At 71.0% G+C, this 23,777-nt stretch carries 20 protein-coding genes; 17 read left to right on the top strand and 3 right to left on the bottom strand.

Annotated features, from left to right (window positions below; all coding sequences use genetic code 11):
• Positions 1 to 5: 5 nt before the first annotated feature.
• The 4 genes from RB628_RS18950 (at position 6) to RB628_RS18935 (ending at position 1,958) form a co-directional block, all read left to right on the top strand.
• Entirely contained in the window at positions 6 to 608 is a 603-nt protein-coding gene (locus RB628_RS18950; protein ID WP_318321662.1) for an NAD(P)H-dependent oxidoreductase, read from the top strand.
• Between the two features lie 69 nt (positions 609 to 677).
• Positions 678 to 986, top strand: coding sequence for a hypothetical protein (locus RB628_RS18945; RefSeq protein WP_318321661.1), 309 nt, complete (start codon positions 678 to 680; stop codon positions 984 to 986).
• 166 nt (positions 987 to 1,152) lie between these two features.
• Complete coding sequence (locus RB628_RS18940) at positions 1,153 to 1,635, top strand: ATP-binding protein (protein WP_318321660.1); 483 nt, start codon at positions 1,153 to 1,155, stop codon at positions 1,633 to 1,635.
• Entirely contained in the window at positions 1,632 to 1,958 is a 327-nt protein-coding gene (locus RB628_RS18935; protein WP_318321659.1) for an antibiotic biosynthesis monooxygenase family protein, read from the top strand. The genes RB628_RS18940 and RB628_RS18935 overlap by 4 nt, the downstream gene beginning before the upstream one ends.
• An 81-nt stretch (positions 1,959 to 2,039) precedes the next feature.
• Here the strand turns inward: RB628_RS18935 and RB628_RS18930 are convergent, their stop codons facing one another.
• Complete coding sequence (locus RB628_RS18930) at positions 2,040 to 2,846, bottom strand: SAM-dependent methyltransferase (protein ID WP_318321658.1); 807 nt, start codon at positions 2,844 to 2,846, stop codon at positions 2,040 to 2,042.
• Between the two features lie 185 nt (positions 2,847 to 3,031).
• Positions 3,032 to 4,654, bottom strand: a complete 1,623-nt coding sequence (locus RB628_RS18925; protein ID WP_318321657.1) for a M4 family metallopeptidase — start codon at positions 4,652 to 4,654, stop codon at positions 3,032 to 3,034.
• Positions 4,655 to 4,843: 189 nt separating this feature from the next.
• On the opposite strand from RB628_RS18925, the gene RB628_RS18920 reads away from it, so the two are divergent.
• The 8 genes from RB628_RS18920 to RB628_RS18885 all read left to right on the top strand — a co-directional run bounded on the left by RB628_RS18920 (position 4,844) and on the right by RB628_RS18885 (position 13,486).
• The gene (locus tag RB628_RS18920) at positions 4,844 to 5,254 is read left to right on the top strand and encodes a gamma-glutamylcyclotransferase family protein (protein ID WP_318321656.1); all 411 of its coding nucleotides are present in this window, start codon (positions 4,844 to 4,846) and stop codon (positions 5,252 to 5,254) included.
• A gap of 215 nt (positions 5,255 to 5,469) precedes the next feature.
• A complete protein-coding gene (locus tag RB628_RS18915) occupies positions 5,470 to 6,399 on the top strand; it encodes an SCO3242 family prenyltransferase (protein WP_318321655.1) in 930 nt (309 codons plus the stop codon).
• Positions 6,400 to 6,445: 46 nt separating this feature from the next.
• The gene (locus RB628_RS18910) at positions 6,446 to 7,294 is read left to right on the top strand and encodes a sugar phosphate isomerase/epimerase family protein (protein ID WP_318321654.1); all 849 of its coding nucleotides are present in this window, start codon (positions 6,446 to 6,448) and stop codon (positions 7,292 to 7,294) included.
• A 117-nt stretch (positions 7,295 to 7,411) separates the two neighbouring features.
• Entirely contained in the window at positions 7,412 to 8,029 is a 618-nt protein-coding gene (locus tag RB628_RS18905) for an EboA domain-containing protein (protein WP_318321653.1), read from the top strand.
• A gap of 2 nt (positions 8,030 to 8,031) precedes the next feature.
• Positions 8,032 to 8,886: a TatD family hydrolase gene (locus RB628_RS18900; protein WP_318321652.1), complete on the top strand. Its 855-nt coding sequence runs from the start codon at positions 8,032 to 8,034 to the stop codon at positions 8,884 to 8,886.
• 7 nt (positions 8,887 to 8,893) lie between these two features.
• On the top strand, positions 8,894 to 10,057 hold the full coding sequence (gene eboE / locus RB628_RS18895; RefSeq protein WP_318321651.1) for a metabolite traffic protein EboE: 1,164 nt from the start codon (positions 8,894 to 8,896) through the stop codon (positions 10,055 to 10,057).
• On the top strand, positions 10,057 to 11,541 hold the full coding sequence (locus RB628_RS18890) for an alkaline phosphatase family protein (RefSeq protein WP_318321650.1): 1,485 nt from the start codon (positions 10,057 to 10,059) through the stop codon (positions 11,539 to 11,541). Before eboE ends, RB628_RS18890 begins: the two co-directional genes overlap by 1 nt.
• Before the next feature lie 754 nt (positions 11,542 to 12,295).
• Positions 12,296 to 13,486 carry a cytochrome P450 gene (locus tag RB628_RS18885; RefSeq protein WP_318321649.1) on the top strand — a complete coding sequence of 397 codons (1,191 nt, stop codon included), beginning with the start codon at positions 12,296 to 12,298 and terminating at the stop codon, positions 13,484 to 13,486.
• A 24-nt stretch (positions 13,487 to 13,510) separates the two neighbouring features.
• On the opposite strand, the gene RB628_RS18880 is transcribed toward RB628_RS18885, so the two are convergent.
• Complete coding sequence (locus RB628_RS18880) at positions 13,511 to 15,640, bottom strand: molybdopterin oxidoreductase family protein (RefSeq protein WP_318321648.1); 2,130 nt, start codon at positions 15,638 to 15,640, stop codon at positions 13,511 to 13,513.
• A 416-nt stretch (positions 15,641 to 16,056) separates the two neighbouring features.
• On the opposite strand from RB628_RS18880, the gene RB628_RS18875 reads away from it, so the two are divergent.
• The 5 genes from RB628_RS18875 (at position 16,057) to RB628_RS18855 (ending at position 23,493) form a co-directional block, all read left to right on the top strand.
• Positions 16,057 to 16,977 carry a sirohydrochlorin chelatase gene (locus tag RB628_RS18875; RefSeq protein ID WP_318321647.1) on the top strand — a complete coding sequence of 307 codons (921 nt, stop codon included), beginning with the start codon at positions 16,057 to 16,059 and terminating at the stop codon, positions 16,975 to 16,977.
• A gap of 142 nt (positions 16,978 to 17,119) precedes the next feature.
• On the top strand, positions 17,120 to 18,496 hold the full coding sequence (locus RB628_RS18870; RefSeq protein ID WP_318321646.1) for a deoxyguanosinetriphosphate triphosphohydrolase: 1,377 nt from the start codon (positions 17,120 to 17,122) through the stop codon (positions 18,494 to 18,496).
• A 203-nt stretch (positions 18,497 to 18,699) separates the two neighbouring features.
• Positions 18,700 to 19,965, top strand: coding sequence for an NAD(P)/FAD-dependent oxidoreductase (locus tag RB628_RS18865; protein WP_318321645.1), 1,266 nt, complete (start codon positions 18,700 to 18,702; stop codon positions 19,963 to 19,965).
• A gap of 58 nt (positions 19,966 to 20,023) precedes the next feature.
• A complete protein-coding gene (gene dnaG, locus RB628_RS18860) occupies positions 20,024 to 21,931 on the top strand; it encodes a DNA primase (protein ID WP_318321644.1) in 1,908 nt (635 codons plus the stop codon).
• A gap of 308 nt (positions 21,932 to 22,239) precedes the next feature.
• Positions 22,240 to 23,493, top strand: a complete 1,254-nt coding sequence (locus RB628_RS18855) for an RNA polymerase sigma factor (RefSeq protein WP_412180685.1) — start codon at positions 22,240 to 22,242, stop codon at positions 23,491 to 23,493.
• Positions 23,494 to 23,777: the final 284 nt, after the last annotated feature.

Below are 23,777 nucleotides of genomic sequence, written 5' to 3'. Positions count from 1 at the left end.
GCCGCATGCAGACAAACACCGAATCTGTCGAGCCCATCGAGCCCGTGCGCGTGACCGTGGTCGTCGGCAGCAACCGTGAGGGCCGTTTCGGCCCGGTGGTGGCCGACTGGCTCCTGAACCGGATCGGAGACCACGACGACCTGGTGGCGGACGTCGTGGACGTCGCGGACACCGCCCTCCCGACGACGTTCGCGGCCGGCGCGGAGGCGAAGGCCGAGCTGGCGGCGATCACCCCGAAGCTGGCGTCGGCGGACGCCTTCGTCGTCCTGACCCCCGAGTACAACCACTCCTACCCGGCCGGCCTCAAGAACCTCATCGACTGGCACTACACGGAGTGGCAGGCCAAACCGGTCGCCTTCGTCTCGTACGGCGGCGTCTCCGGAGGCCTGCGCGCGGTCGAACACCTCCGCCAGGTCTTCGCGGAACTCCACGCGACGACGGTCCGGGACACGGTGTCGTTCCACAACGCGGGGGCGTCGTTCGACGAGGAGGGCCGGCTGCGGGATCCGTCGGGGCCGGACGCGGCGGCGAAGACGATGCTGAGTCAAGTGGTGTGGTGGGGGCGGACGTTGAGGGAGGGGCGGGCGGTTCGGGCATACGGGGGGTAGTGCGTGCGGGACAGGGACAGGGGCGGGAGCCCGCGTTGTGTCGGGGCCTGACCAGCGACAATGCCGGTCATGGACACCATCGTTGAGATCCACGTGCCCCTTGAGGAGGCCTCCGGCGTTCCGGAGGCCTCCTACGCCTTCCCCTGGATCGACCGGATCGAGGACTTCCTCGCCGATCTGGAGGTGGGGGAGGAGTACGACGAAGGGGAGCAGTGCGAGGGGGCGTACGTCTTCTTCGTCACCGGCGCCGCCGAGGCGGATCTCCTGGCCGTCGCATCGCGGGTGGCCGCGCTGCCGAGCGTGCCGGGTGGGGTGTTCGCGGTGGTGACGGAGGAGGGGGCGGGGGAGATCGGGGTGGGTCGGCGGGTGGAGTTGTAGGGCGGAGTAGCGGGGGAGGGGACAGGAGCGCGTCGGGGAGGGACAAGGCATGACGCCGGCCCCGCCCTGATGGCCGGGGCCCCGCCGAAGTAGATCCCTGACGGCTTGCGCTACGCCCTTCACGGAGGATGCTCAGACGGAAGGAGAACTGGATGTCGGAGATTACGTGGTGATTCCCGAAGAAAGCGTCACCCTCGCCCGCCGCCGGGCCCACCGTCTCCTCACCGACTGGGGCCACCCTGAACTCGCCCCCGACACAGCTCTGTTGGTCTCCGAGCTCGGTGGCAACGCCGTACTGCACGGGTGTCTCCGCGACCGTTTCTTCCGAGTCGAACTCGCGCTCACCGAGCGTGCCGTTCGCGTCAGCGTCTCCGACCCCCGGGGCGAGTTACTGCCGCGCCCACGCAAGGCGGCGCCCGACGAGATGTTCGGGCGGGGGCTGCTGGTCGTCGCAGGCGTCGCCGACCGCTGGGGCGTGACCGAACTGACCGTCGGCAAGCTCGTATGGTGCGAGCCGGACGTCGTACGCGGCGCAGATCAGGCGGCGAACCGGCAGGAGCCGCACCCCGCGCCTGTCACCGCCCCCGTGTCTGCCACGGCCCCCGCGCGAGACCGCCGGCGACACCCTGCGGCAAGATGGGCCTCATGAGCATCGTAAAGATCAACGTACTCACGGTTCCCGAAGAGCAGCGCGAGGTTCTGGAGAAGCGGTTCGCGTCGCGGGCCGGTGCCGTCGAGGGGTCGGACGGGTTCGAGTGGTTCGAGCTGCTTCGGCCCGTCGAGGGCACCGACAGCTACCTGGTGTACACGCGGTGGCGCAGCGAGGAGGACTTCCAGGCCTGGATGGCGGGCCCGATGCAGTCGGCGCACCGTCCCGCGTCCCCGGGCGGGGAGCAGCCCAAGCCCGCCGCCTCCGGATCGACGCTCTGGTCCTTCGAAGTGGTCCAGCAGGCTGCCCCCAAGCAGGGCTGAGACCAGACTCCCGTCATTCACTGTTCCGGCGCGCCGAGCCGCGGCCACAACCACTCTCGGCGCGCCGTAACGGGTCGTGGGTCAGGGCTTCCGCCCCAGCCCCCCGTGCTGACCGACAGCCGGCGCCGCCACCCCGGACGCGCTCGTCTCCGGCCTCCACAACGGCACTGAAACCACCCCCGGCGCCACCAGTTCGAGCCCCTCGAAGTACGCCTCGATCTGCTCCACCGGCCGCAGGAAGTACGGCACCGCGCCCGTCTCGTTGTACGCGTCCTGCGCCCGCTCGTACTCGGGGTCCGTGCCGCGCGAGCCCTCGTTCAGGGAGAGGTAGCTGCCCGGCGGGAGGGCCGCCATCAGGTTGCGGACGATTCCGCGAGCCGCCTCGTAGTCCGGCACGTGGCCCAGGATGCCGCTCAGGATCAGGGCTGTCGGTCGGCTCAGGTCGAGCGTCCTGGCCGCAGCGCCGAGGATGCGTTCCGTGTCGTACAGGTCGGCGTCCACGTAGTCCGTCGCGCCCTCGGGGGTCGACGTGAGGAGGGCTCGGGCGTGGGCCAGGACCAGCGGGTCGTGGTCCACGTACACGATGCGCGCGTCGGGGGCGACCGACTGGGCCACCTCGTGCGTGTTGTCCACCGTCGGCAGGCCCGTGCCGACGTCCAGGAACTGGCGGATGCCCGCCTCCCCGGCCAGATGGCGGATCGTACGGCCGAGGAACGCGCGGCTGCTGCGCGCGATCGTGACGATGCCGGGGAACACGGCCGTGTACGCGTCGCCGGCCGCCTCGTCCACGGGGTAGTTGTCCTTGCCGCCCAGCCAGTAGTTCCAGATTCGGGCGGAATGCGGTACCGAGGTGTCGATGGTGTCGATTCTCTGTTCGGATTCGGACATGTGGCATCGTCTCCTCGGTCGCAGCGGACGCGTTCGTGCAGGTTTCAACTTAAGGCCCAAGGTCAACCAAACGTATCCCTTTTTGCCTCGTCAGCACGAAACCCGGTGGCCGTCCCGGTGATCCTTCCGGGATGGCCACCGGGCACACGTCTCCTGTTCGGCCCCGCAGGTCGGTCCTCGGCCTATCAGCCCACCGACACCGCGCTCCAGGCAGCCGCCACCGCCGCGTACTCCGTGCTGCCCGTCCCGTACAGATCCCGCGCCGCGTTCAGCGTGGCCGTGCGCGCGCCCGCGTAGTTCGTGGACGACGTCATGTATGTCGTCAGCGCGCGGTACCAGATCGCGCCCAGCTTGTCCCGGCCGATGCCCGCGACCGTCGAGCCGTTGCACGTGGGGGAGTTGTAGCTGACGCCGTTCAGCGTCTTGGCGCCGCTGCCCTCCGCGAGGAGGTACGCGAAGTGGTTCGCCACGCCCGAGGAGTAGTGGACGTCGAGGTTCCCGACGCCCGAACTCCAGCAGTTGGCCGAGTTGTTGTCCCTCGACGGCTGGTCCATGTAGCGGAGGGCCGTCCGGCCGAAGCCCGACCTGACGATCTTCTCGCCGATCAAGTAGTCACCGACATCGGTGGAGTTGAGGGCGTTGAACTCAACCAGCGTTCCGAAGATGTCCGACGTCGCCTCGTTGAGGCCACCCGGCTCGCCCGAGTAGGTCAGGTCGGCCGTCGCCGACGTCACCCCGTGGGTCATCTCGTGGCCCGCCACGTCCAGCGAGACCAGCGGGCCGAACGTCGTCCCGTCGCCGTCGCCGTACGTCATGCAGAAGCAACTGTCGTCCCAGAAGGCGTTGTTGTAGTTGTTTCCGTAGTGCACGCGGTTGTACGAGCCGACACCGTCGCCCCTGATGCCGTTGCGCCCGAACGTGTCCTTGAAGTAGTCCCACGTCTCGTCGGTGCCGTACTGCGCGTCCACCGCCGCAGAGGCCCGGTCCGCCGTTGTGCCCGTGCCCCAGTGGTTGTCCGTGTCGGTGAACAGGGTCGCGGGGGCGCGGATGATGCAGATGCCGAAGATGCACAGGTCGGTGCCGTTCTCGGCGTCGCCCGTGTACGTGTTGCCGCGCGTCGGGTCCTTCAGCTGGTACGTCGATCCGGAGACCGTCGTCTCCAACGGGACCGTGCCGCCGTACAGGGACTTGCCGTCGCCCGCCGCCGTCTCGATGCTGTCCCAGGCGTCGATCTGGGCGCCGGTCCGGGCGTCGGTCACGACCGTCCGGGCGACCGGGTTGCCGGCCGAGTCCAGCGCCACCGCGTTCGTCCGCCACGCGAGCCTCGGGGCGCCGTGCAGGGCGTCAACCACCAGCTGCGGCTTGGACTTTGTCTTCTTCAGCGCCTCGCCCGGGTTGGCCGCTCGCAGCGCCGCCGTCGCCATGTCGGCGGCTTTCGGGGCCGGCACCGACGGGTTGATCGTGGACAGGGATATCGGGCGGGTCGTGGCGCGGCTCGCGCTGCGGTAGGCGCCGTCGGGAGCCAGGTGGACCACGAAGTCGCCGCCCAGGACCGGAAGTTGTCGGTAGGTGCGGTCGTAACGGACGTGCTGGCTGCCGTCCATGTCGACGATGACGTCCCGGATCTTCGTACTCTGCAGGGCGGTCAGGCCCAGGTGCGCGGCCTGGTCCACGAGTGCCGTGCCCGCGTTCTTGATCGCGGTGTCCCTGGTCGGTCTGTCGGCCGCGTCGGCGGCGGGGGACAGCGCGGCGGCCAGCAGGGCCGCCGCGGTGGCGGCCACGCCGGCCGTGGCGAGACGGGAAGTCATCGGTCTCCTTGGGGGGGCGAAGGCGGCGGGGATCGCTCAGATTTAAGGGTTCATGACATGTCGTGTCCAGAGCGAATGCACCTTCACCTCGACTTATGGCGAGAATCGTTTCCCCATCCCCACGAACCCGCCCACGAACCCGCCCACGAACCCGCCCACGAACCCGCGCTCAAGAATGAGAGACGACAGGTGAGACTCCCCTTCTTCGTCTACGGCACCCTTCGCCCCGGCGAGCCCAACCATGACCACTTCCTGCGTGGCCGTACGCAGTCGGAGCGGCTGGCTCGGCTGGCGGGCGCGGTGTTGTACGACGGGCCCGGTTACCCGTACGCCGTGGAGGAGTCCGGCGGGGTCGTGCACGGGGAAGTGGTCACCGCTCTGCCGGAGGCGTACGACGAACTGCTCGCCGTACTGGACGAGTTGGAGGAGTGCGTGACCGGCGACCCGCGCAGCCTCTACGAGCGGGTGGCGCGTCCGGTGACACTCGGTGCCGACCGAGGCGCCGTGCGCGCCTGGGTGTACGTCGCCGCACCCGCCGTGGCCGCCCGCCTGCGGGCGCGCGGCAGTCGTATCGAGGGCGGGAACTGGTTCGATCGGTGAACCGAGCAGTCCGGGCCGATGACTCAGTAATGCGGGCCCTGTCAATGAGGTCTTGTTGTCACGTTCCTCACAAGAAGCAACATCACTTAAAGCATTAGCTTTCAAACGTTTTCGGTGATGATTGGGTCATGAGTGACCGGAAATCATTTCCCCCCGCCGGTTCCCGACAACCCCTGCAAAGCACCAAGTCTCAACTACCCCCACTTTCCGACCTGATGAGCCTCGTCCGAGCCCCGGCCGCACTCAGCGTCCCTGGCGACATCCTGGCGGGCGCGACCGCGGCGGGCCGTCCCCTCGGCCCCCGGACGGCAGGCGCGATGGCCTCATCCGTCTGTCTCTACTGGGCCGGCATGGCCCTCAACGACTACGCTGACGCGGCCGTCGACTCGGTCGAGCGGCCCGGACGACCGGTGCCCTCCGGCCGGGTGCCGCGTCGGACCGCGCTGACCGTCGCCACCGGACTGACCGGCGTCGGCCTCGGTCTCGCCGCGGTGTCGGGCGGCCGGCGCGGACTCGCCGTCGCGCTGCCGCTGACGGCGCTGATATGGGCGTACGACCTGAAGTTGAAGTCGACCCCGGCCGGTCCGGCGGCGATGGCGGGCGCGCGTACGCTCGATGTGCTGGTGGGCGCGGTGGCGGGCGGCGGCAGCCCACCGACGCACGGGTCCCGTGGGGGTGGCACGGCCGGCGCGCTCGCTCGCGGCGCCGTCCCCGCACTTCTCACCGGCGTGCACACGTACACGCTCACCGCCCTCAGCCGCCACGAGATCTCCGGCGCGCCGGCGCGACTGCCCGCCATGACACTGGCCGTGTCGTCGGCCACGGCGCTGTCGACGGTGCTGCCCTCCGTGCTCCCGGCGGCTCTGCCACCCCGGCGTGCGATGTCCCGCGAGGCGGTCGCCCGAACCGCCGTCGCCTCCGCGGGAGTTCTCGCCTATCTCGGGACGTACGGCCGCGCCCAAATGCGTGCCGTACGCGATCCACGCGCGAGTTCCGTACGGCGTGCGGTGGGGGCGGGCATCCTCGCCATGGTCCCCCTGCAGGCGGCGCTCACGGCGCGCGCCGGAGCGCCCGTCGCCGCCGCGCTCCTGGGTGCCGTGCACCCGGTGGCGCAGCGCCTGGCGAGACGAGTGTCCCTCACATGAGCCAGGCCATGGGCCATGCCGTGAGCCAGGTGACGAAGGGCGGACCATGGGCCTGAGATTCGGCTACGGCACCAACGGGTTCACCCACCACCGCCTCTCCGACGTCCTCGGCATCCTCGCCGACCTGGGCTACGACGGCGTCGCCCTCACCCTCGACCACAACCACCTAGACCCCTACGCCGACGACCTGGACCGTCAAGTCACGCGTTTACGGGCGCAGTTGGCGCGGCTCGGCCTGACCGTGACCGTCGAGACCGGGGCGCCCTACTTCCTCGATCCCTGGGGCAAGCACCAGCCGACGCTGATGTCGGGTGAGCCGGAACGCCGCGTCGACCTGCTGCTGCGCGCCGTACGCATCGCCGCCGAACTCGGTTCGCCCACTGTCCAGTTGTGCAGCGGACCGGCCCCGGACGACATACCGGAGACGGAGGCCTGGCGGCGGCTCGCCGTGGGCGTCCGGACGGCACTGGAAACGGCCGAGACGTACGGGGTGGCGCTGGCCTTCGAGCCCGAGCCGCACATGTTCGTCGACACCGTCGCGAAGTGTCTGCGGTTGCGTGAACTGCTCGGCGGACACGACCTGTTGGGTGTCACGCTCGACATCGGACACGCCCACTGCGTGGAGGAGCCGTCGCTGCTCGACTGCGTCGACCTGGCCGCGCCGCACCTCCTGAACGTCCAGATCGAGGACATGGTCCGCGATGTCCACCGGCATCTGGAGTTCGGCGCGGGCGAGATCGACTTCCCGCCGGTACTGGCGGCGCTGACGGACCTCGGACATCGTGGTCTGGTGTCCGTCGAGATCCAGGGCGGCGCCCTGGACGCCCCCGACATAGCCCGCAGCTCCCTGGAGTTCCTGCGCCTGGCCGAGGCTCGGAGTCTGCTCGCCTCCTGAGCGGCCACCCGCCATTCAGTTACCAGTCCTTTGCGATCGCATTTCTGCCATTCTCCGGTCCCCCTATTCTCTTCTCCTCTCTCCTCGCCTCTCCAACTCCCTTTCTGGACCCGTGTCATGTCGCATTCCGCCCAGCTCCCCTTCCACCTCACCCCCGAAGCCGGCGCCTGGCTCGACAGCGCACTGGCCGAAATCGCCTCCACCCCCACCACCATCCGCACCCTCTTCCCCGCTGTCCGCCGCCACTGTGGACGCGCCCCGCTGCCCGACGGCCGGACCGTCGACGAAGCCGCCCGTACCATGCTCCTGGCCGCGCTGACCCTGCGCGACCAGGTCCTCGTCGACGAGGTGACAGCCCTGCACCGCTACGGCGACCCCGCCGAACAGCGGGCCGTCCTGAGGGCGTTGCCACAACTCGACCGGGACGGAACCGGCCGGTTCCTGGACCTCGTACGGCAGACCCTGCGCGGCAACGACAACACGCTGATCGAGGCTGCCCTCGGACCCTACGCGGCAGCCCACCTCCCGGCGGACGAGTACCGCCAGGCCGTCCTGAAGTGTGTCTTCTGCGAGATCCCGCTCGCCCGCGTGGCCGGCCTCGACGACCGCGCCGACCGCGAACTCGCCCGAATGCTCAGCGACTTCGCCCACGAGCGGATTGCGGCCGGACGCCCCGTACCCGAGGACATCGCTCCCCTCGTGCAGCCCTTCGTCACCACCCACGGAGCCGAGTGACCATGCGCATCTTCGACCCCCACATCCACATGTCCTCCCGCACCACCGACGACTACGAGGCCATGTACGCGGCCGGGGTCCGGGCCGTCGTCGAGCCCGCCTTCTGGCTCGGCCAGCCCCGCACCTCGCCCGACTCCTTCTACGACTACTTCGACTCCCTGCTCGGCTGGGAGCCCTACCGGGCTGCCCAGATCGGCATCCAGCACTTCTGCACGATCGCCCTCAACCCGAAGGAGGCGAACGACCCGCGCTGCCTCCCCGTCCTCGACGAACTGCCGCGCTACCTGGCCAAGGACCGGGTCGTCGCCGTCGGTGAGATCGGCTACGACTCGATGACCAAGGAGGAGGACGAGGCCCTCGCCCGTCAGCTCCAACTCGCCGTCGAACACGGGCTGCCCGCCCTCGTCCACACCCCGCACCGCGACAAGGCGGCCTGGACCAGACGGACCCTGGACGTCGTACGGGAGTCGGGCATCGCGCCCGAACTCGTCGTCCTGGACCATCTGAACGAGCTGACGGTCGGCATGGTCCTTGACAGCGGCTGCTGGGCCGGCTTCTCCGTCTACCCGAAGACGAAGATGAGCGAGGACCGTATGGTCCGCATCCTCCAGGAGCACGGCCTCGACCGCGTCCTCATCAACTCGGCTGCCGACTGGGGAAGTTCGGATCCGCTGAAGACCCGCAAGACCGGCGACGCGATGCTCGCGGACGGCTTCACGGACGACGACGTCGACCGTGTCCTGTGGCGCAACCCCGTGGCCTTCTACGGCCAGAGCGGACGCCTCGACCTCGATGAGCCGAAGCCCGACGACACCTCGTCGTTCGAGGGCAACTCCATCCGGCGCGGGGGAGAGTGAGCCGCCCGTGCGCTTCTTCCACCGCGACGGCACCTCCGTCCACCTCGCGTACTGCAGCAACGTCCACCAGGCTGAGGACCTCGCCGGGGTCATCGCCCAGCTCGCCGTGTACGCCGAACCCGTACGGGAGCGGCTAGGCGTCGGCCGGCTCGGCATCGGCCTCTGGCTGGCCCGTACCGCTGTCACCGAACTCGCCGCCGACGGCGGGGCGTTGTCGACCCTCAAGGCCGAGCTGGCGGCGCGCGGCCTGGAGACCGTCACTCTCAACGCCTTCCCGTACGAGGGGTTCCACCGCGAGGTCGTCAAGAAGGACGTCTACCTCCCAGACTGGGCCGACCCCGCCCGCCTCGCCTACACCCTCGACTGCGCCCGCGTCCTCGCCGCCCTCCTCCCCGACGACGCCCGACGCGGCAGCGTCTCCACCCTCCCGCTCGGCTGGCGCACCCCCTGGCCCGACGAGCGCGCGAACGCGGCCCGCCGTGCGCTGGGCCAACTCGCCTCTGGACTGGCGCGGTTGGAGTCGGACACCGGCCGCCGTATCCGAGTCGGCTTCGAACCGGAACCCGGGTGCGTGGTGGAGACCACCGCTCAGGCGGTACGGGAGTTCGCCGACGTGGACCGCGACTACCTCGGCGTCTGCCTGGACGCCTGCCATCTCGCCGTCCAGTTCGAGGAACCCGGGGAAGCCCTGGCGCGGCTCGCCGACGCCGGACTGCCGGTCGTCAAACTCCAGGCGTCCTGCGCGGTCGAGGCCCCCGACCCGACCGACCCGCGCGCCCACGCCGCCCTGCGTGAGCTGGCCGAACGACGGTTCCTGCACCAGACCCGAACGGTCCGCGAAGGCAACGTAGTCGGTGTCGACGACCTGCCGGACGCCCTCGACGGCGGCGGCCTTCCGGCGGCCGGCACCGGCAGCCCCTGGCGCACACACTTCCACGCCCCCCTGCACGCCGAGCCCGAACCACCCCTGCGGACCACCACCGACCAGTTGCGCACCGTCCTGACCGGACTTCTCGGCGGCCCGAACGCCGTCTGTGACCACATCGAGGTCGAGACCTACACCTGGTCCGTCCTGCCCCGCCCGCCCGCCGACCTCGCCGCCGGCATAGCCGCCGAACTCGCCTGGGCCCGAGACCGGTTGACCGGTCTGGGCCTCAAAGAGGACCACTGATGACATCTGAGAAGCCCGTGACGCCCGCGACGCCCGCCACCGAAACCCCGAACACGAACCGACTCGTCGTCCTGGACATCGTGGGCCTCACCCCCGCCCTCCTGCGACACATGCCCGCCGTCGCCGCCCTCGGCGACCGCGGCTTCCAGGCCCCCCTCGGCACCACGCTCCCCGCCGTCACCTGCACCGCCCAGTCCACCTTCCTCACCGGCGAACCCCCCTCCACACACGGCGCGGTGGCCAACGGCTGGTACTTCCGCGACCTCGGGGACGTACTTCTCTGGCGCCAGCACAACGCCCTCGTCGGCGGCGAGAAGATCTGGGACGCCGCACGGAGACAGGCACCCGGCTACAAGGTCGCCAACATCTGCTGGTGGTACGCCATGGGCGCCGACGTCGACTGGACGGTGACCCCGCGCCCCATCTACTACTCCGACGGCCGCAAGGAACCCGACTGCTACACCTGGCCGCCGGCCCTTCACGACGAACTTACCGAACGCCTGGGCCCCTTCCCCCTGTTCACCTACTGGGGCCCGAACGCCGGCATGCCCTCCACACAGTGGATCCTGGGCGCCGCCCGCCAGATCTTCGACGAACACGACCCCGACCTGACCCTGGTCTACATCCCGCAGATGGACTACGAACCCCAGCGCTCCGGCCCCCAGTCGGAGGCGTCCATCCGGGCCGCCCGCCAACTCGACGACGCTCTGCGCCCGTTGATCGACCACTTTCTCGCCGCCGGCGCCACGGTGGTGGCACTCAGCGAGTACGGCATCACCCCGGTCTCCCGCCCCGTGGACATCAACCGGGCCCTGCGCCGGGCCGGGCTGCTGGAGGTGCATACCCAGGACGGCATGGAGTACCTCGACCCCTGGACCTCCCGCGCCTTCGCCGTCGCCGACCACCAGGTGGCGCACGTCTACGTAAGGGACCCCGCCGACGTACGCGAAGTCGCCAAGACTGTCGGGGAGATCGATGGTGTGGACCAGGTGTTGGGCCCGGTGGGCAAGGCGGCCCACGGCCTGGATCACGAGCGCTCGGGAGAACTGGTCGCGGTGGCGGACGCCGACGCCTGGTTCACGTACTACTACTGGCTCGACGACGACCGCGCCCCCGACTTCGCCCGCCAGGTCGAGATCCACCGCAAGCCCGGCTACGACCCCGCCGAACTCCTGTGGGACGACACCGTCCCGACGGTGAAGCTGCGTGCGGCCGGTCAACTCGCCCGCAAGAAGCTCGGCTTCCGCTACCGCCTGCAGACGGTCCCACTGGACCCCTCGGGCGTCCGCGGCAGCCACGGCCGCCTCCCGACCGACCCCGACCACGGCCCCGTACTGCTGTGTTCCGAACCGGAGCACGGTACCGAGACCATCGCCGCCACCGACGTCAAGGGCCTGCTGCTGAAGCTCGCCGGACTGTCCCCGACCGCAGCCACGGAGCACGCCGCCGGCGGCGCCCCTGCCCCAGGAGGCGAGCGCGCCTAGACGCCGCCCGCGCCGGAGGCGTCGGCCGCGCCTGGCCACCGCCTGTGGCAGGGCCCGCGCCGACGCCGTCGGCGCGGGCCCTGCCACAGGCGCCGACGGCAACGATCGCGCCCGGTCACCGACCCTGCCGCAGGCGTCAGCCGCCCCTCGGCACCGGCGGCGCCCCAGCCACCGAGCCCGCCGCCCCTGCCCCAGGTAGCGATCATGCCCAGGCACCGCCCGAGCCGGAGGCACCGCCCGAGCCGGAGGCACCGCCCGAGCCGGAGGCGTCGGCCGCGCCGGGGCGCCGACTGCGCCACGGGCCGGCTGACGCCGTAAGCGCGGGCCCTACCGCAGGAGCAGGCCGCGCGGAAGGTGGCGACCACGCCCTAGGTGCTGCCCGCGCTGCTCGCCCCGCTGACGCCCCATGCCCCGCCCCCGCTGCCCGCTCCGACTACGCCCTAGTTGCCGCCCCCGCTCCATGCCCCGCCCCTGCTGCCCGCTCCGACTACGCCCTAGCTGCCGTCCACGCTGCCCGCCCCGTTGACGCTCTACGCCCCGACCAGGCTCCAGTCACCGACCAGGTTCCACGCCCGGACCACGCCCCTGCCAGTGCCCACGCCCCCGTACGCGCCCATCGCGCCCCACGCCCCGACCAGCGACCACGCCCCCCTACGCCCTACGTTCCCGCCCCGCCCCGCCCCGCCCCCGTCCCCTACCACACCCCCTACGCCCCACACCCCCACCACGCACCAACAACACGGAGACACCGACCATGTCCGAGACCCCGTTCCCCCCACTGCCCATGCGGCGCACCGCCCTCCTTGACCCGCCCGCCGAATACACCCTGCTGCGCGAGCAGAGCCGGATCAGCCGGATCGCCCTCTGGGGCGGCAACACCCCCTGGCTGGTCACCCGGCACGAGGACGCCCGTGCCGTCCTGGCGGACGCCCGCTTCAGCTCGGAGAACCGGCGGGAGGGGTTCCCCGGCCTTCAGCCGACCCCGCCGCCCCCCACCCCCGGCCAGCTCTTCGCCATGGACCCGCCCGACCACACCCGGCTGCGCCGGATGCTGATCCCCGACTTCACCTTCCGCCGCGCCGAGGAACTGCGCCCCTCCATCCAGCAGTTGACCGACCGGCTCATCGACGACCTGGTGGCCAAGGGGCCCGACGTCGATCTGGTGGAGCATTTCACCCTGCCGCTGCCGCTGCTCGTCATCTGTGAACTCCTCGGAGTGCCTTATGTGGACCGGGAGTTCATCCACCGCCAGGCCGCCGCGTTCGCCACCGTGACCGACGGACCCGAGGCGATGCGGGCGGGCTGGGGCGCCCTGCTCGGGTACCTCATGGAACTGCTCGCCGCCAAGACCGCCGATCCCGGTGACGACCTGCTGAGCAGGCTCGCGACCGAACGCGTGGCCACCGGTGAGGCAACCGCCGCCGAGGCGGCCGGACTTGCCGTGATGCTGCTCATCGCGGGCCACGAGACGACGGCGAGCATGCTGTCGCTCGGTGTGGTGACCCTGCTGTCCCACCCCGCCCAACTGGCCGCACTGCAAGCCGATCCGGAGCTGGTGGCGGGAGCGGTCGAGGAACTCCTGCGCTACCTCACGATCGTTCACATCGGGATACGGCGCATCGCCACACAGGACGTGGAGATCGGCGGCGTCACGGTCCGGTCCGGGGAAGGCGTCGTCATCGCACTCCAGGCCGCCAACAGGGACCCCCGCGCCTTCGCCGACCCGGACACCTTCGACATCACCCGGGACACCCAGCACCACCTGACGTTCAGTCACGGTCTGCACAACTGCGTCGGCCAGTCCCTCGCCCGCGCCGAACTCCAGATCGCCCTGCCCACCCTGTTCCGCCGTCTGCCGGACCTACGGCTGACGGCCCCGGCGGAGGTGAACGCCCACGAGAAACGCGCCGTCCATGGCGTACGTGCCCTCCCGGTGACCTGGTAGTACGTCCTCCAACCGGCCCGCTCCTCAAGGGCGTACGGTCTCCAGCCGTACCGCGCACGCCTTGAACTCCGGCATCCGTGAGGTCGGGTCGAGGGCCGGATTGGTCAGCGTGTTGGCCCGGCCCTCGCCCGGCCAGTGGAAGGGCATGAAGACGGTGTCGGGGCGGATCGCGGTGGTGATCCGCGCCGGCGCCACCGCCCGCCCGCGCCGCGACACGACGGCGATGGCGTCCCCCTCCCCGGCACCCAGCCGCGCGGCCAGCCGGGGGTGCAGCTCCACGAACGGTCCGGGCGCGGCGGCGTTCAGCTCGTCGACCCGCCGGGTCTGGGCCCCGGACTGGTACTGGGCCACGACCCGCCCGGTGGTCAGCAGCACCGGGTACTCGGCGTCCGGCTCCTCGGCGATCGGCCGGTACACCACGGGCGCGAACCGGGCCCGCCCGTCGTCGGTCGCGAAGCGGTCGAGGAAGAGACGGGGGGAACCGGGATGCGCGGCGCCCTGCGGCTGGTTCTCCACTGCCTGGTTCTCCTCCGCCTGGTTGTCGTGTTCCGGCGCCGGGCACGGCCAGAAGACGCCGTTCTCCTCGGCAAGCCGCCGGTAGGTGATCCCCGAGTAGTCGGCGATGCCGCCCGCGCTCGCCCGGCGCAACTCCTCGAAGACCTCCTCGGGGTCGACCGGGAACCCCTTCTCCACCCCTGCGCGGGCGGCGAGTTGGTGCAGCACGTACAGGTCGCTGCGGACACCGTCCGGGGGAGTGACCGCCTGCCGGCGCAGCAGCACCCGCCCCTCCAGATTGGTGGTCGTGCCCGTCTCCTCGGCCCACTGGGTCACCGGCAGGACGACATCGGCGAGCGCGGCGGTCTCGGACAGCACGACATCAGCGACGGCGAGGAAGTCCAGTGACTCCAGGCGCTGCTGGATGTGCGCGGCCCGGGGCGCGGACACCACCGGATTGGACCCCATCAGCAGCAGGGAGCGGATGTCGGTGCCGAGCGAGTCGAGGAGTTCGTACGCGCTCAGCCCTGGCCCCGGCAGCGAGTCCGGGTCGACACCCCACACGCCGGCCACATGGCGCCGCGCCTCCGGGTCGGTCAGCTTGCGGTAGCCGGGCAACTGGTCGGCCTTCTGGCCGTGTTCACGCCCACCCTGTCCGTTGCCCTGCCCGGTCAGACACCCGTATCCGGAGTACGGCCGCCCGGAACGCCCGGTAGCCAGGCAGAGGTTGATCCACGCTCCGACCGTGTCCGTCCCCTTGGACTGCTGCTCGGGCCCGCGCGCCGTGAGCACCATGGCGGCGGAGGGCTCGCAGAACATCCGTACAGCGTCCCGCAGTTGAGGAACAGGCACCCCGGTGATCCGCTCCACGTACTCCGGCCAGTGGGCCATCGCCGCCGCCCGCGTCTCCTCCCAGCCGCTCGTCCGCTCCGCGATGAACGCCTCGTCGGTGCGCCCCTGCGACACGACCAGGTGCAACAGGCCCAGCGCGAGGGCGAGATCGGTGCCGGGGCGTGGCGCGAGATGCAGGTCGGCCTGCTCGGCGGTACGGGTCCGACGCGGATCGATGACGATCAGCGTCCCCCCGTTCTCCTTGAGTTCGGTGAGATAGCGGAGGGCGGGCGGCATGGTCTCGGCGAGATTGGAGCCGACGAGGATGACGCACCCGGTCTTGGGAATGTCCTCCATCGGGAAGGGCAGACCCCGGTCGATCCCGAAGGCCTTGTTCCCGGCAGCGGCGGCGGACGACATGCAGAAACGCCCGTTGTAGTCGATCTGGGAGGTACCGAGAACAACGCGTGCGAACTTGCCCAGCGCGTAGGCCTTCTCGTTGGTCAGCCCGCCCCCGCCGAAGACACCGCACGCGTCCGGGCCATGCTCCGTACGCGTGCGGGTCAGTCCCTCGGCGACGCGGTCCAGCGCCTCCTCCCAGGAGGCCGGTACGAGGACGCCGTCCCGCCGGACGAGCGGCTCGGTCAGCCGCAGCGACGGCGACAGCAGCGCGGGCGCGGTACGACCCTTGCCGCACAGGGCGCCACGGTTCACCGGAAAGTCGACGCGCTCCGAGACCGTGACGCCCCCGCCGGCTGCCGGCGTGAGGTTCATACCGCACTGCAGGGCGCAGTACGGGCAGTGCGTGGGCGTCACGGAGGTCTCCATACCGCCCAGCGTGCGGCGCCCGTGTTACACGCCGGAACGCACCCCGTTACACACCAGGCACGGGGACCTCCCGGAGGACCGGAGACGACGGTGAGGTTCCCGCGACCTGCACGGCGCGCCGCTGGCCCACCCGGGTACGGGGCACCCGCATCCGCGAACGCGCGGATGACACCCACGTTCCACGCGCTTTCGGACTGCTCATCGGACGAGTCCCTCCCCGGCTGGCCTTCGACCAGGAAAGACGCCCCCGCAACCGCCCCGGTTCACCGCCCCCAGCGTGACCCGCTTCACTCCGGGCTCCGTAAACCCCAGGTCACGCCACCTCACACACCCCTGGCCCCCCACCGTGAACCCCCGGAAAAGACCCGTCATTAACGCGCAACGGCGTGGCAACCTCGTACCGTCACGATCGGTACATGACGGCGTCGACCCCTGTTCACGACGAGTCCCAGCAGCCCTCGCAGAGCCCGCTCCGCCCCGCCGGCCCCCAGCCGCCCGGAGGCGCCCACCTCGACAGTACGGCGCACATCATGGACCGGATCACCCGCCAGCTCGGCAGCCAGCTCGGCCTCGTCCCGCTCGACGGCAGCCGTCGCCCCACTCCGCCCGCGCTCGTCCTCGTGGCCCACGGCAGCCGCGACCCGCGCGCCCTGAACACCGTCCTCTCGCTCGCCGACCGCGTCCGGGAGCTCCGCCCCGACCTGCCCGTGCACCTGGGGCACATCGAGCTGAACGCGCCCCTCCTCCCGGACACGCTCGTGGGACTCGGCACCGCCGAGGCCGTCCTCGTACCGTTGCTGCTCAGTCGTGGCTACCACGTCAAGCAGGACATTCCGGAGATGGCCGCGGCGGCATCGGCACGCACGCGCGTGGCCACCCCGCTCGGCCCGCACCCCCTGCTCGTCGAGACCCTGTACGCCCGCCTCGTCGAGGCCGGCTGGCGCCCCCGGACGACCGACGAGGAGCGCCGGTCGAGCGCCGTCGTACTGGCCGCCGCGGGTTCCCGCGACCCCGACTCGGACATCGACACCCGCCGCACCGCCCAGCTCCTCGCCGAACGCCTGGGCGTGCCCGTCGTACCCGCGTACGCCACGACCGCCGCGCCCACCGTCCCCGACGCCGTACGTGCCCTGGCCGCCCGTGGCCGCCACCGGGTCGCCGTGGCCTCGTACTTCACCGCCCCGGGCCGCTTCGCCACGGAGTGCGCCGAGGCCGCCCCCTGGATATCCGCGGCCCCCCTGGGCGCCCACCCGGCTATGGCCCGCCTGATCCTGCACCGCTACGACGAGGTACTGACGGCCCGGCCCGCAACGGAACCGGCGCTGGCTCTGGCGTAGATCTCGGGGCGCGCCAACAGGGGCGCGAGGCACTGCGCGACCAGCCACAACGCCCCCGCACCCCAAGCAGAACAGGTCCCGGCAGACGCGCAGGCGAGACTCGGACGCCCCAATTGTCAGTACCTGCGCTTACTGTCGAACCATGGAAGGCACAGGCACCAACACCACCCGCACCCCCCGACCCCCCGAGAACGGCACCGGACCCACCGACAACACCCCCACCGCCTACGCCCCGACGGCAGTCGAGCGCTGGGCGGCCGAGCCCGACAAGCGCCCAGGCCGCACCGCCTTCCAACGCGACCGCGCCCGCGTACTGCACTCCTCCGCCCTGCGACGCCTGGCGGCCAAAACCCAGGTGGTGACGCCCGGCACGCGAAGCCAGGTCTGGGACGCCACCCCGCGCACCCGCCTCACGCACTCCCTGGAATGCGCCCAGGTCGGCCGTGAACTGGGCGCCGCCCTCGGCTGCGACCCCGACCTCGTCGAGGCGGCCTGTCTCTCCCACGACCTGGGCCACCCGCCCTTCGGGCACAACGGCGAACAGGCGCTCAACGAGTTCGCGGCGGACTGCGGCGGCTTCGAGGGAAACGCCCAGTCCCTCCGCCTCCTCACCCGGATCGAACCCAAACGCTTCGTGCGGCGTGCACGTCTCGAAGGCACGGGCGAATCCGCAACCGCCGGCGACCTGGTCAGCGTGGGCCTCAACCTCACCCGGGCCACTCTCGACGCCGCCACCAAGTACCCCTGGCCGCGCGGCGCCCACCCCACCGACCCGGCCTCTCCGAAGTTCGGTGTCTACGACGACGACCGACCGGTCTTCGACTGGGTCCGCCAGGGCGCTCCAGGCACGCGGACGACCTTCGAGGCCCAGGTCATGGACTGGTCGGACGACGTGGCGTACTCGGTGCACGACGTCGAGGACGGTCTGCACGCCGGTCACGTCGACCCCAACTGCCTGCACGCCGGGCCCGAGCGTCGGGAGATCTTCCAGGTCGCCACCGGGCGTTACGTGCCCGCGGACACCGACCCCGCCGAACTCGCCGAGGCCCTCGACCGTCTCCTCGACCAGGAGTGGTGGCCGCACGGCTACGACGGCACGGCCGTCGCCCAGGCCCGCCTGAAGGACGCCACCAGCCAGCTCATCGGCCGTTTCTGCCTGGCCGCGGAGGGCGCCACGCGCGCGGCGTACGGCGGCGGCAGGCTCACGCGGTACGCGGCGGAGCTGGTCGTACCGCGCGCCACCCGCCTGGAGTGCGCGGTCCTCAAGGCGGTAGCCGACCGGTATGTGATGCAGCGCGCCGAACAGGAACTGCTCCGCGCCGACCAGCGCGTCGTCGTCGCCGAACTGGCCGAGGCACTCACCGCCCGCGCCCCGGACGGCCTGGACCCCCAGTTCCGCGCGCTGTTCGACGAGGCGGTGGACGACCGTGCGCGCAAGCGCGTGATCGTCGACCAGATCGCGTCCCTCACCGACGCGTCGGCGCGTTCGCTGCACGCGCGGCTGAAGGGCCGCATATGACCCGTAGTGGTCCGTATGCGGACCGCATATGACACAAATGTGACCCTGCGTGGCCTGATCGGGCCACACCCTCTTCCCCCATCACACTCCGTGCGGGACGCTCCCCATGTGACGGCACACCCGCACGGGGCATCCGTACACGGGACACGAGCACCACGCGGCACCGGCAACACGCTGCACCCGTTATTACGAGGAGGCATGAAGTGGTCGACGCGGATCAGACATTCGTCATCGTCGGAGGCGGACTGGCCGGCGCCAAGGCGGCCGAGACGCTCCGGGCGGAGGGCTTCACCGGCCGCGTGATACTGATCTGCGACGAACGCGACCACCCGTACGAGCGGCCCCCGCTCTCCAAGGGCTACCTCCTCGGCAAGAAGGAGCGCGACAGCGTCTTCGTCCACGAGCCGGCGTGGTATGCGCGCCACGACATCGAACTCCACCTCGGCCAGACCGTCGACGACATCGACCGTACGGCGAAGACGGTCCGTTTCGGCGACGACGGCACCCTTGTCCACTACGACAAACTGCTCGTCGCCACCGGCGCCGAACCGCGACGCCTGGACATCCCCGGCACCGACCTGGCCGGCGTCCACCACCTGCGCCGCCTCTCCCACGCCGAGCGGCTCAAGGGCGTCCTCGCCGCCCTGGGCCGCGACAACGGCCACATCGTGATCGCCGGCGCCGGCTGGATCGGCCTGGAGGTCGCGGCGGCGGCCCGTGAGTACGGCGCCGAGGTGACCGTCGTCGAGCCGGAGTCGACCCCGCTGCACTCGGTGCTCGGCCCCGAGCTCGGCAACGTCTTCGCCGAGCTGCACCGCGACCACGGCGTCCGTTTCCACTTCGGCGCCCGGCTCACGGAGATCGTCGGCCAGGACGGCATGGTCCTCGCGGCCCGTACGGACGACGGCGAGGAGCACCCGGCCCACGACGTCCTGGCGGCCATCGGAGCCGCACCGCGCACCGCGCTGGCGGAGGCGGCGGGCCTGACCCTCGCCGACCGTGCGTACGGTGGCGGCATCGAGGTCGACGAACACCTGCGCACCTCCGACCCCGACATCTACGCGGCCGGCGACGTGGCCGCCGTCCACCACGCCCTGTTCGACACCAGGCTGCGCGTCGAGCACTGGGCCAACGCCCTCAACGGCGGGCCGGCGGCGGCACGCGCGATGCTGGGCCGCGAGTCGACGTACGACCGCGTGCCGTATTTCTTCTCCGACCAGTACGACATGGGGATGGAGTACTCGGGCTGGGCGCCCCCGGGCTCGTACGACCAGGTGGTGATCAGGGGAGACGCGGGCAAGCGCGAGTTCATCGCTTTCTGGGTGAAGGAGGGCCGGGTCCTGGCCGGGATGAACGTGAACGTGTGGGACGTCACAGAGACCGTCCAGCAGCTCATCCGCTCCCGGTCCCAGGTGGACACGGAGGCACTGGCGGACCCGCACGTACCGCTGGACACCCTCGTCCCGTAGCCGCCGCGGGGCCCGCGACTGTCACGGCACTGTCGGTCCGCCCCCGTAGAATCACTGCGTGGCCGGAAGGATCAACGACGAGGACGTGAAGGCGGTTCGGGACGCGGTCCCGATCGACGCCGTCGTGTCCGAGTACCTTCAGCTGCGCAACGCGGGCGGCGGCAACCTCAAGGGACTCTGCCCCTTCCACGACGAGAAGTCACCGTCCTTCCAGGTCAGCCCGAGCAAGGGACTGTTCCACTGCTTCGGCTGCCAGGAAGGCGGCGACACCATCACGTTCGTGATGAAGGTCGACCACCTCTCCTTCTCCGAGGCGGTCGAGCGCCTGGCAGGCCAGGCCGGCATCACCCTGCGGTACGAGGAGGGCGGCTACAACCCCGCCAACCAGCGCGGCGAGCGCATCCGCCTGGTCGAGGCCCACAAGATCGCCGCGCAGTGGTACATGGAACAGCTCGCCACCAGCTCTGAGGCGGACACGGGCCGCAAGTTCCTCGCCGAGCGAGGCTTCGACCAGTCGGCGGCCGAACACTTCTCCGTCGGCTACAGCCCCCAGGGCTGGGACCACCTCACCCGCTACCTCCGCGGCAAGGGCTTCTCGGACAAGGAACTCCTGCTGTCCGGCCTCGCCCAGGAAGGCCGCCGAGGCCCCATCGACCGCTTCCGCGGCCGCCTCATGTGGCCGATCCGCGACATCGGCGGCGAGGTCGTCGGCTTCGGCGCGCGAAAGCTGTACGAGGCGGACAACGGCCCCAAGTACCTGAACACACCGGACACGGCGATCTACCGGAAGTCCCAGGTCCTGTACGGCATCGACCTCGCCAAGAAGGACATCGCGAAGGCGAGCCGCGCGGTCGTCGTCGAGGGCTACACGGACGTGATGGCCTGCCACCTGGCCGGCGTCACGACAGCGATCGCGACCTGCGGCACGGCCTTCGGCACCGACCACATCAAGATCCTCCGCCGGCTGCTGATGGACAACGGCTCGGCCCGCGTGATCTTCACCTTCGACGGCGACGCGGCCGGCCAGAAGGCGGCGCTGCGCGCCTTCGAGGACGACCAGAAGTTCGCCGCCGAGACCTACATCGCGATCGCGCCCGATGGCATGGACCCCTGCGATCTGCGTCTGGCGAAGGGCGACCAGGCCGTCGCCGACCTAGCCGAACCCCGCACCCCCCTCTTCGAGTTCGCCCTGCGCCAGATCGCCGCCCGCTACGACCTGGAAACCCCGGCGGGCCGCGCGGCGGCACTGGACGAGGCGGCCCCGATCGTGGCCCGCATCAAGAACAGCGGCGCACAGCACGAGGTGGCGGTCCAGCTCGCCGGCATGCTCGGCATCCTGGACACGCAGTTCGTCGTCAAGAGGGTTGCCCAGCTGGCCCGTTGGGCCCGGGACCGGGGCGGCAAGGGCCCGGCCCCCACCGGCCAACAGGGCAGGACCCAGCAGTACGAGTCGACCGCGCGAGCGAACCCCTCGGGCCCCGCCCTGAACCTCCGCAACCCGGTCTACGCCACCGAACGCGAACTCCTCAAACTGGCCCTCCAGCGCCCCGAGTTGGTCTCCCCGGCCTTCGACGCCTACGGCATGGACGAGTTCACCGCCGTCCCCTACGCGGCCGTACGCCAGGCGATCATGGAAGCGGGCGGCGCGGAGTACGGCGTCCAGGACCCCCAGGAGTACCTGGTCCGCGTCCGTGAGGTGGCCCCGGACAACACCGTGCGCTCCATGGTGACGGAGCTGGCGGTCGAGGCGATCATGCGCAGAACGGTCGACGACGTGTACGCGAGCGACCAGCTGGTCATGGTCCGCCGCAGAGCGGTGGAACGCCGTATCCAGGAGGTCCAGGTCACCCACACCCGCCTGGCCACCCACGGCGACCCGGCCCAACTGGCCGCCGTACAGAACGAACTGTGGGTACTCCAGCAGTACGACCAGGCACTGCGGGAGCGGGGCGCGGCGGCCCTCTGAGGCCGCGTCAGGCCGATCGTGCCAGGTCGGACCCCGAACAAGCACCCGGGTTCGACGCGTCGGTAACCACGCGGTCACGGACCGGACCCAAAAAGTCGTCGCACGCCCCTCGTGGCGGCGATGTGTCGTACTCCACACTGGGTTCCGGTGCCTGAGTCCTCGGAGCGCGGCCGATCCGTCCACAACGGGTCCGACACCCCCGCGGTTCCGCTCAACGCGTACGGGACGGACAGCGGCGAGGCCGCCCACTCCGCCCCCCGAGTACCGCTGCCGTACGCCTCAGCAGCGATCATCCTGGAGGTCGCCCCGTGCAGACCCAGACCCTCACCCAGACCGACAGCAGTACCGCGGCAACGGAGCCCGACGCCGAGACCGAGATCGCGGACGCCACGGATGTCACCGGCGTCGCCGAGGTCATCGCGGCCGTTCCTCCGCAGAGCCGTGCCGCGCACCACCCCGAGACGGCCGAGCCCGACAGCCCGCCCGAGCCGGACACACCCCCGGCGGACGCGGCGGACGCGGCGGACGCGGCGGACGCGGCGGAGACAGCGGAACCGGTCGAGCCAGTCGAGCTGATCGAGTCCATCGAGTCCATCGAGTCCATCGAGCCGGTCGAAAGACTCCGCGCCCCCACCCGCGCCGACACCAGCGGGCCTTCCTCCGACCTCTTCCGCCAGTACCTGCGCGAGATCGGCCGTATCCCGCTGCTCACCGCAGCCGAGGAGGTCGAACTCGCCCGCCGGGTGGAGGCCGGCCTGTTCGCCGAGGAGAAACTGCGTCTCGCCTCCGACCTGGACAGCCAACTGGCCCTCGACCTGGACCGGTTGGTCGTCATGGGCCGTATGGCCAAGCGCCGCCTGATCGAGGCGAACCTGCGCCTGGTGGTGTCGGTGGCGAAACGGTACGTGGGCCGCGGCCTGACGATGCTCGACCTCGTGCAGGAGGGGAACCTGGGGCTGATCCGCGCGGTCGAGAAGTTCGACTACGCGCGCGGCTACAAGTTCTCGACGTACGCGACCTGGTGGATCCGCCAGGCCATGTCCCGCGCCCTCGCCGACCAGGCCCGTACGATCCGCGTCCCCGTACACGTGGTCGAGCTGATCAACCGGGTCGTCCGCGTCCAGCGCCGGATGCTCCAGGAACGCGGCTACGAGCCGACCCCAGAAGAGGTCGCCGCCCACCTGGACCTCCTGCCCGGGCGCGTCAGCGAGGTGCTCCGTCTGGCGCAGGAGCCGGTGTCGCTGCACGCGCCGGTGGGCGAGGAGGACGATGTGGCGCTGGGTGACCTCATCGAGGACGGGGATGCCGCATCGCCGGTCGAGTCGGCGGCGTTCCTGCTGCTGAGGGAACACCTGGAGGCGGTGCTGTCGACGCTGGGGGAGCGGGAACGCAAGGTCGTCCAGCTGCGTTACGGACTGGCGGACGGGCGGCCGCGGACGCTGGAGGAGATCGGGCGGATCTTCGGCGTCACGCGGGAGCGCATCCGCCAGATCGAGTCCAAGACGTTGAACAAGCTGAGGGACCACGCGTTCGCGGACCAGCTGCGGGGCTACTTGGACTGAGAACCGGAGGGGCCGGTGCTTCAGCCCCTCCGGCGTTTGAGGAGCAGGGGTTCGGAGGCGGAGCCCCCGCGGATGGGACGGGCAGGGGCGGCGGGGGCGAGAAAAATCCACCCCGCCCACCCAGCCCCGAGCCCGAGCCCCGACCACCCAGTCCGGAGCCCGAGCCCGGAGCCCGGAGCCCGGAGCCCGTGCCCGTGCCCGGAGCCCGTGCCCGGAGCCCGGAGCCCGTGCCCGTGCCCGTGCCCGGAGCCCGTGCCCGTGCCCGGAGCCCGTGCCCGTGCCCG

The organism is Streptomyces sp. ADMS (genome assembly GCF_033441795.1).
Taxonomy (GTDB): Bacteria; Actinomycetota; Actinomycetes; order Streptomycetales; family Streptomycetaceae; genus Streptomyces.
The sequence above is the reverse complement of the archived record's forward strand: the minus strand, read 5'-3'. Positions and strand labels throughout refer to the sequence as shown.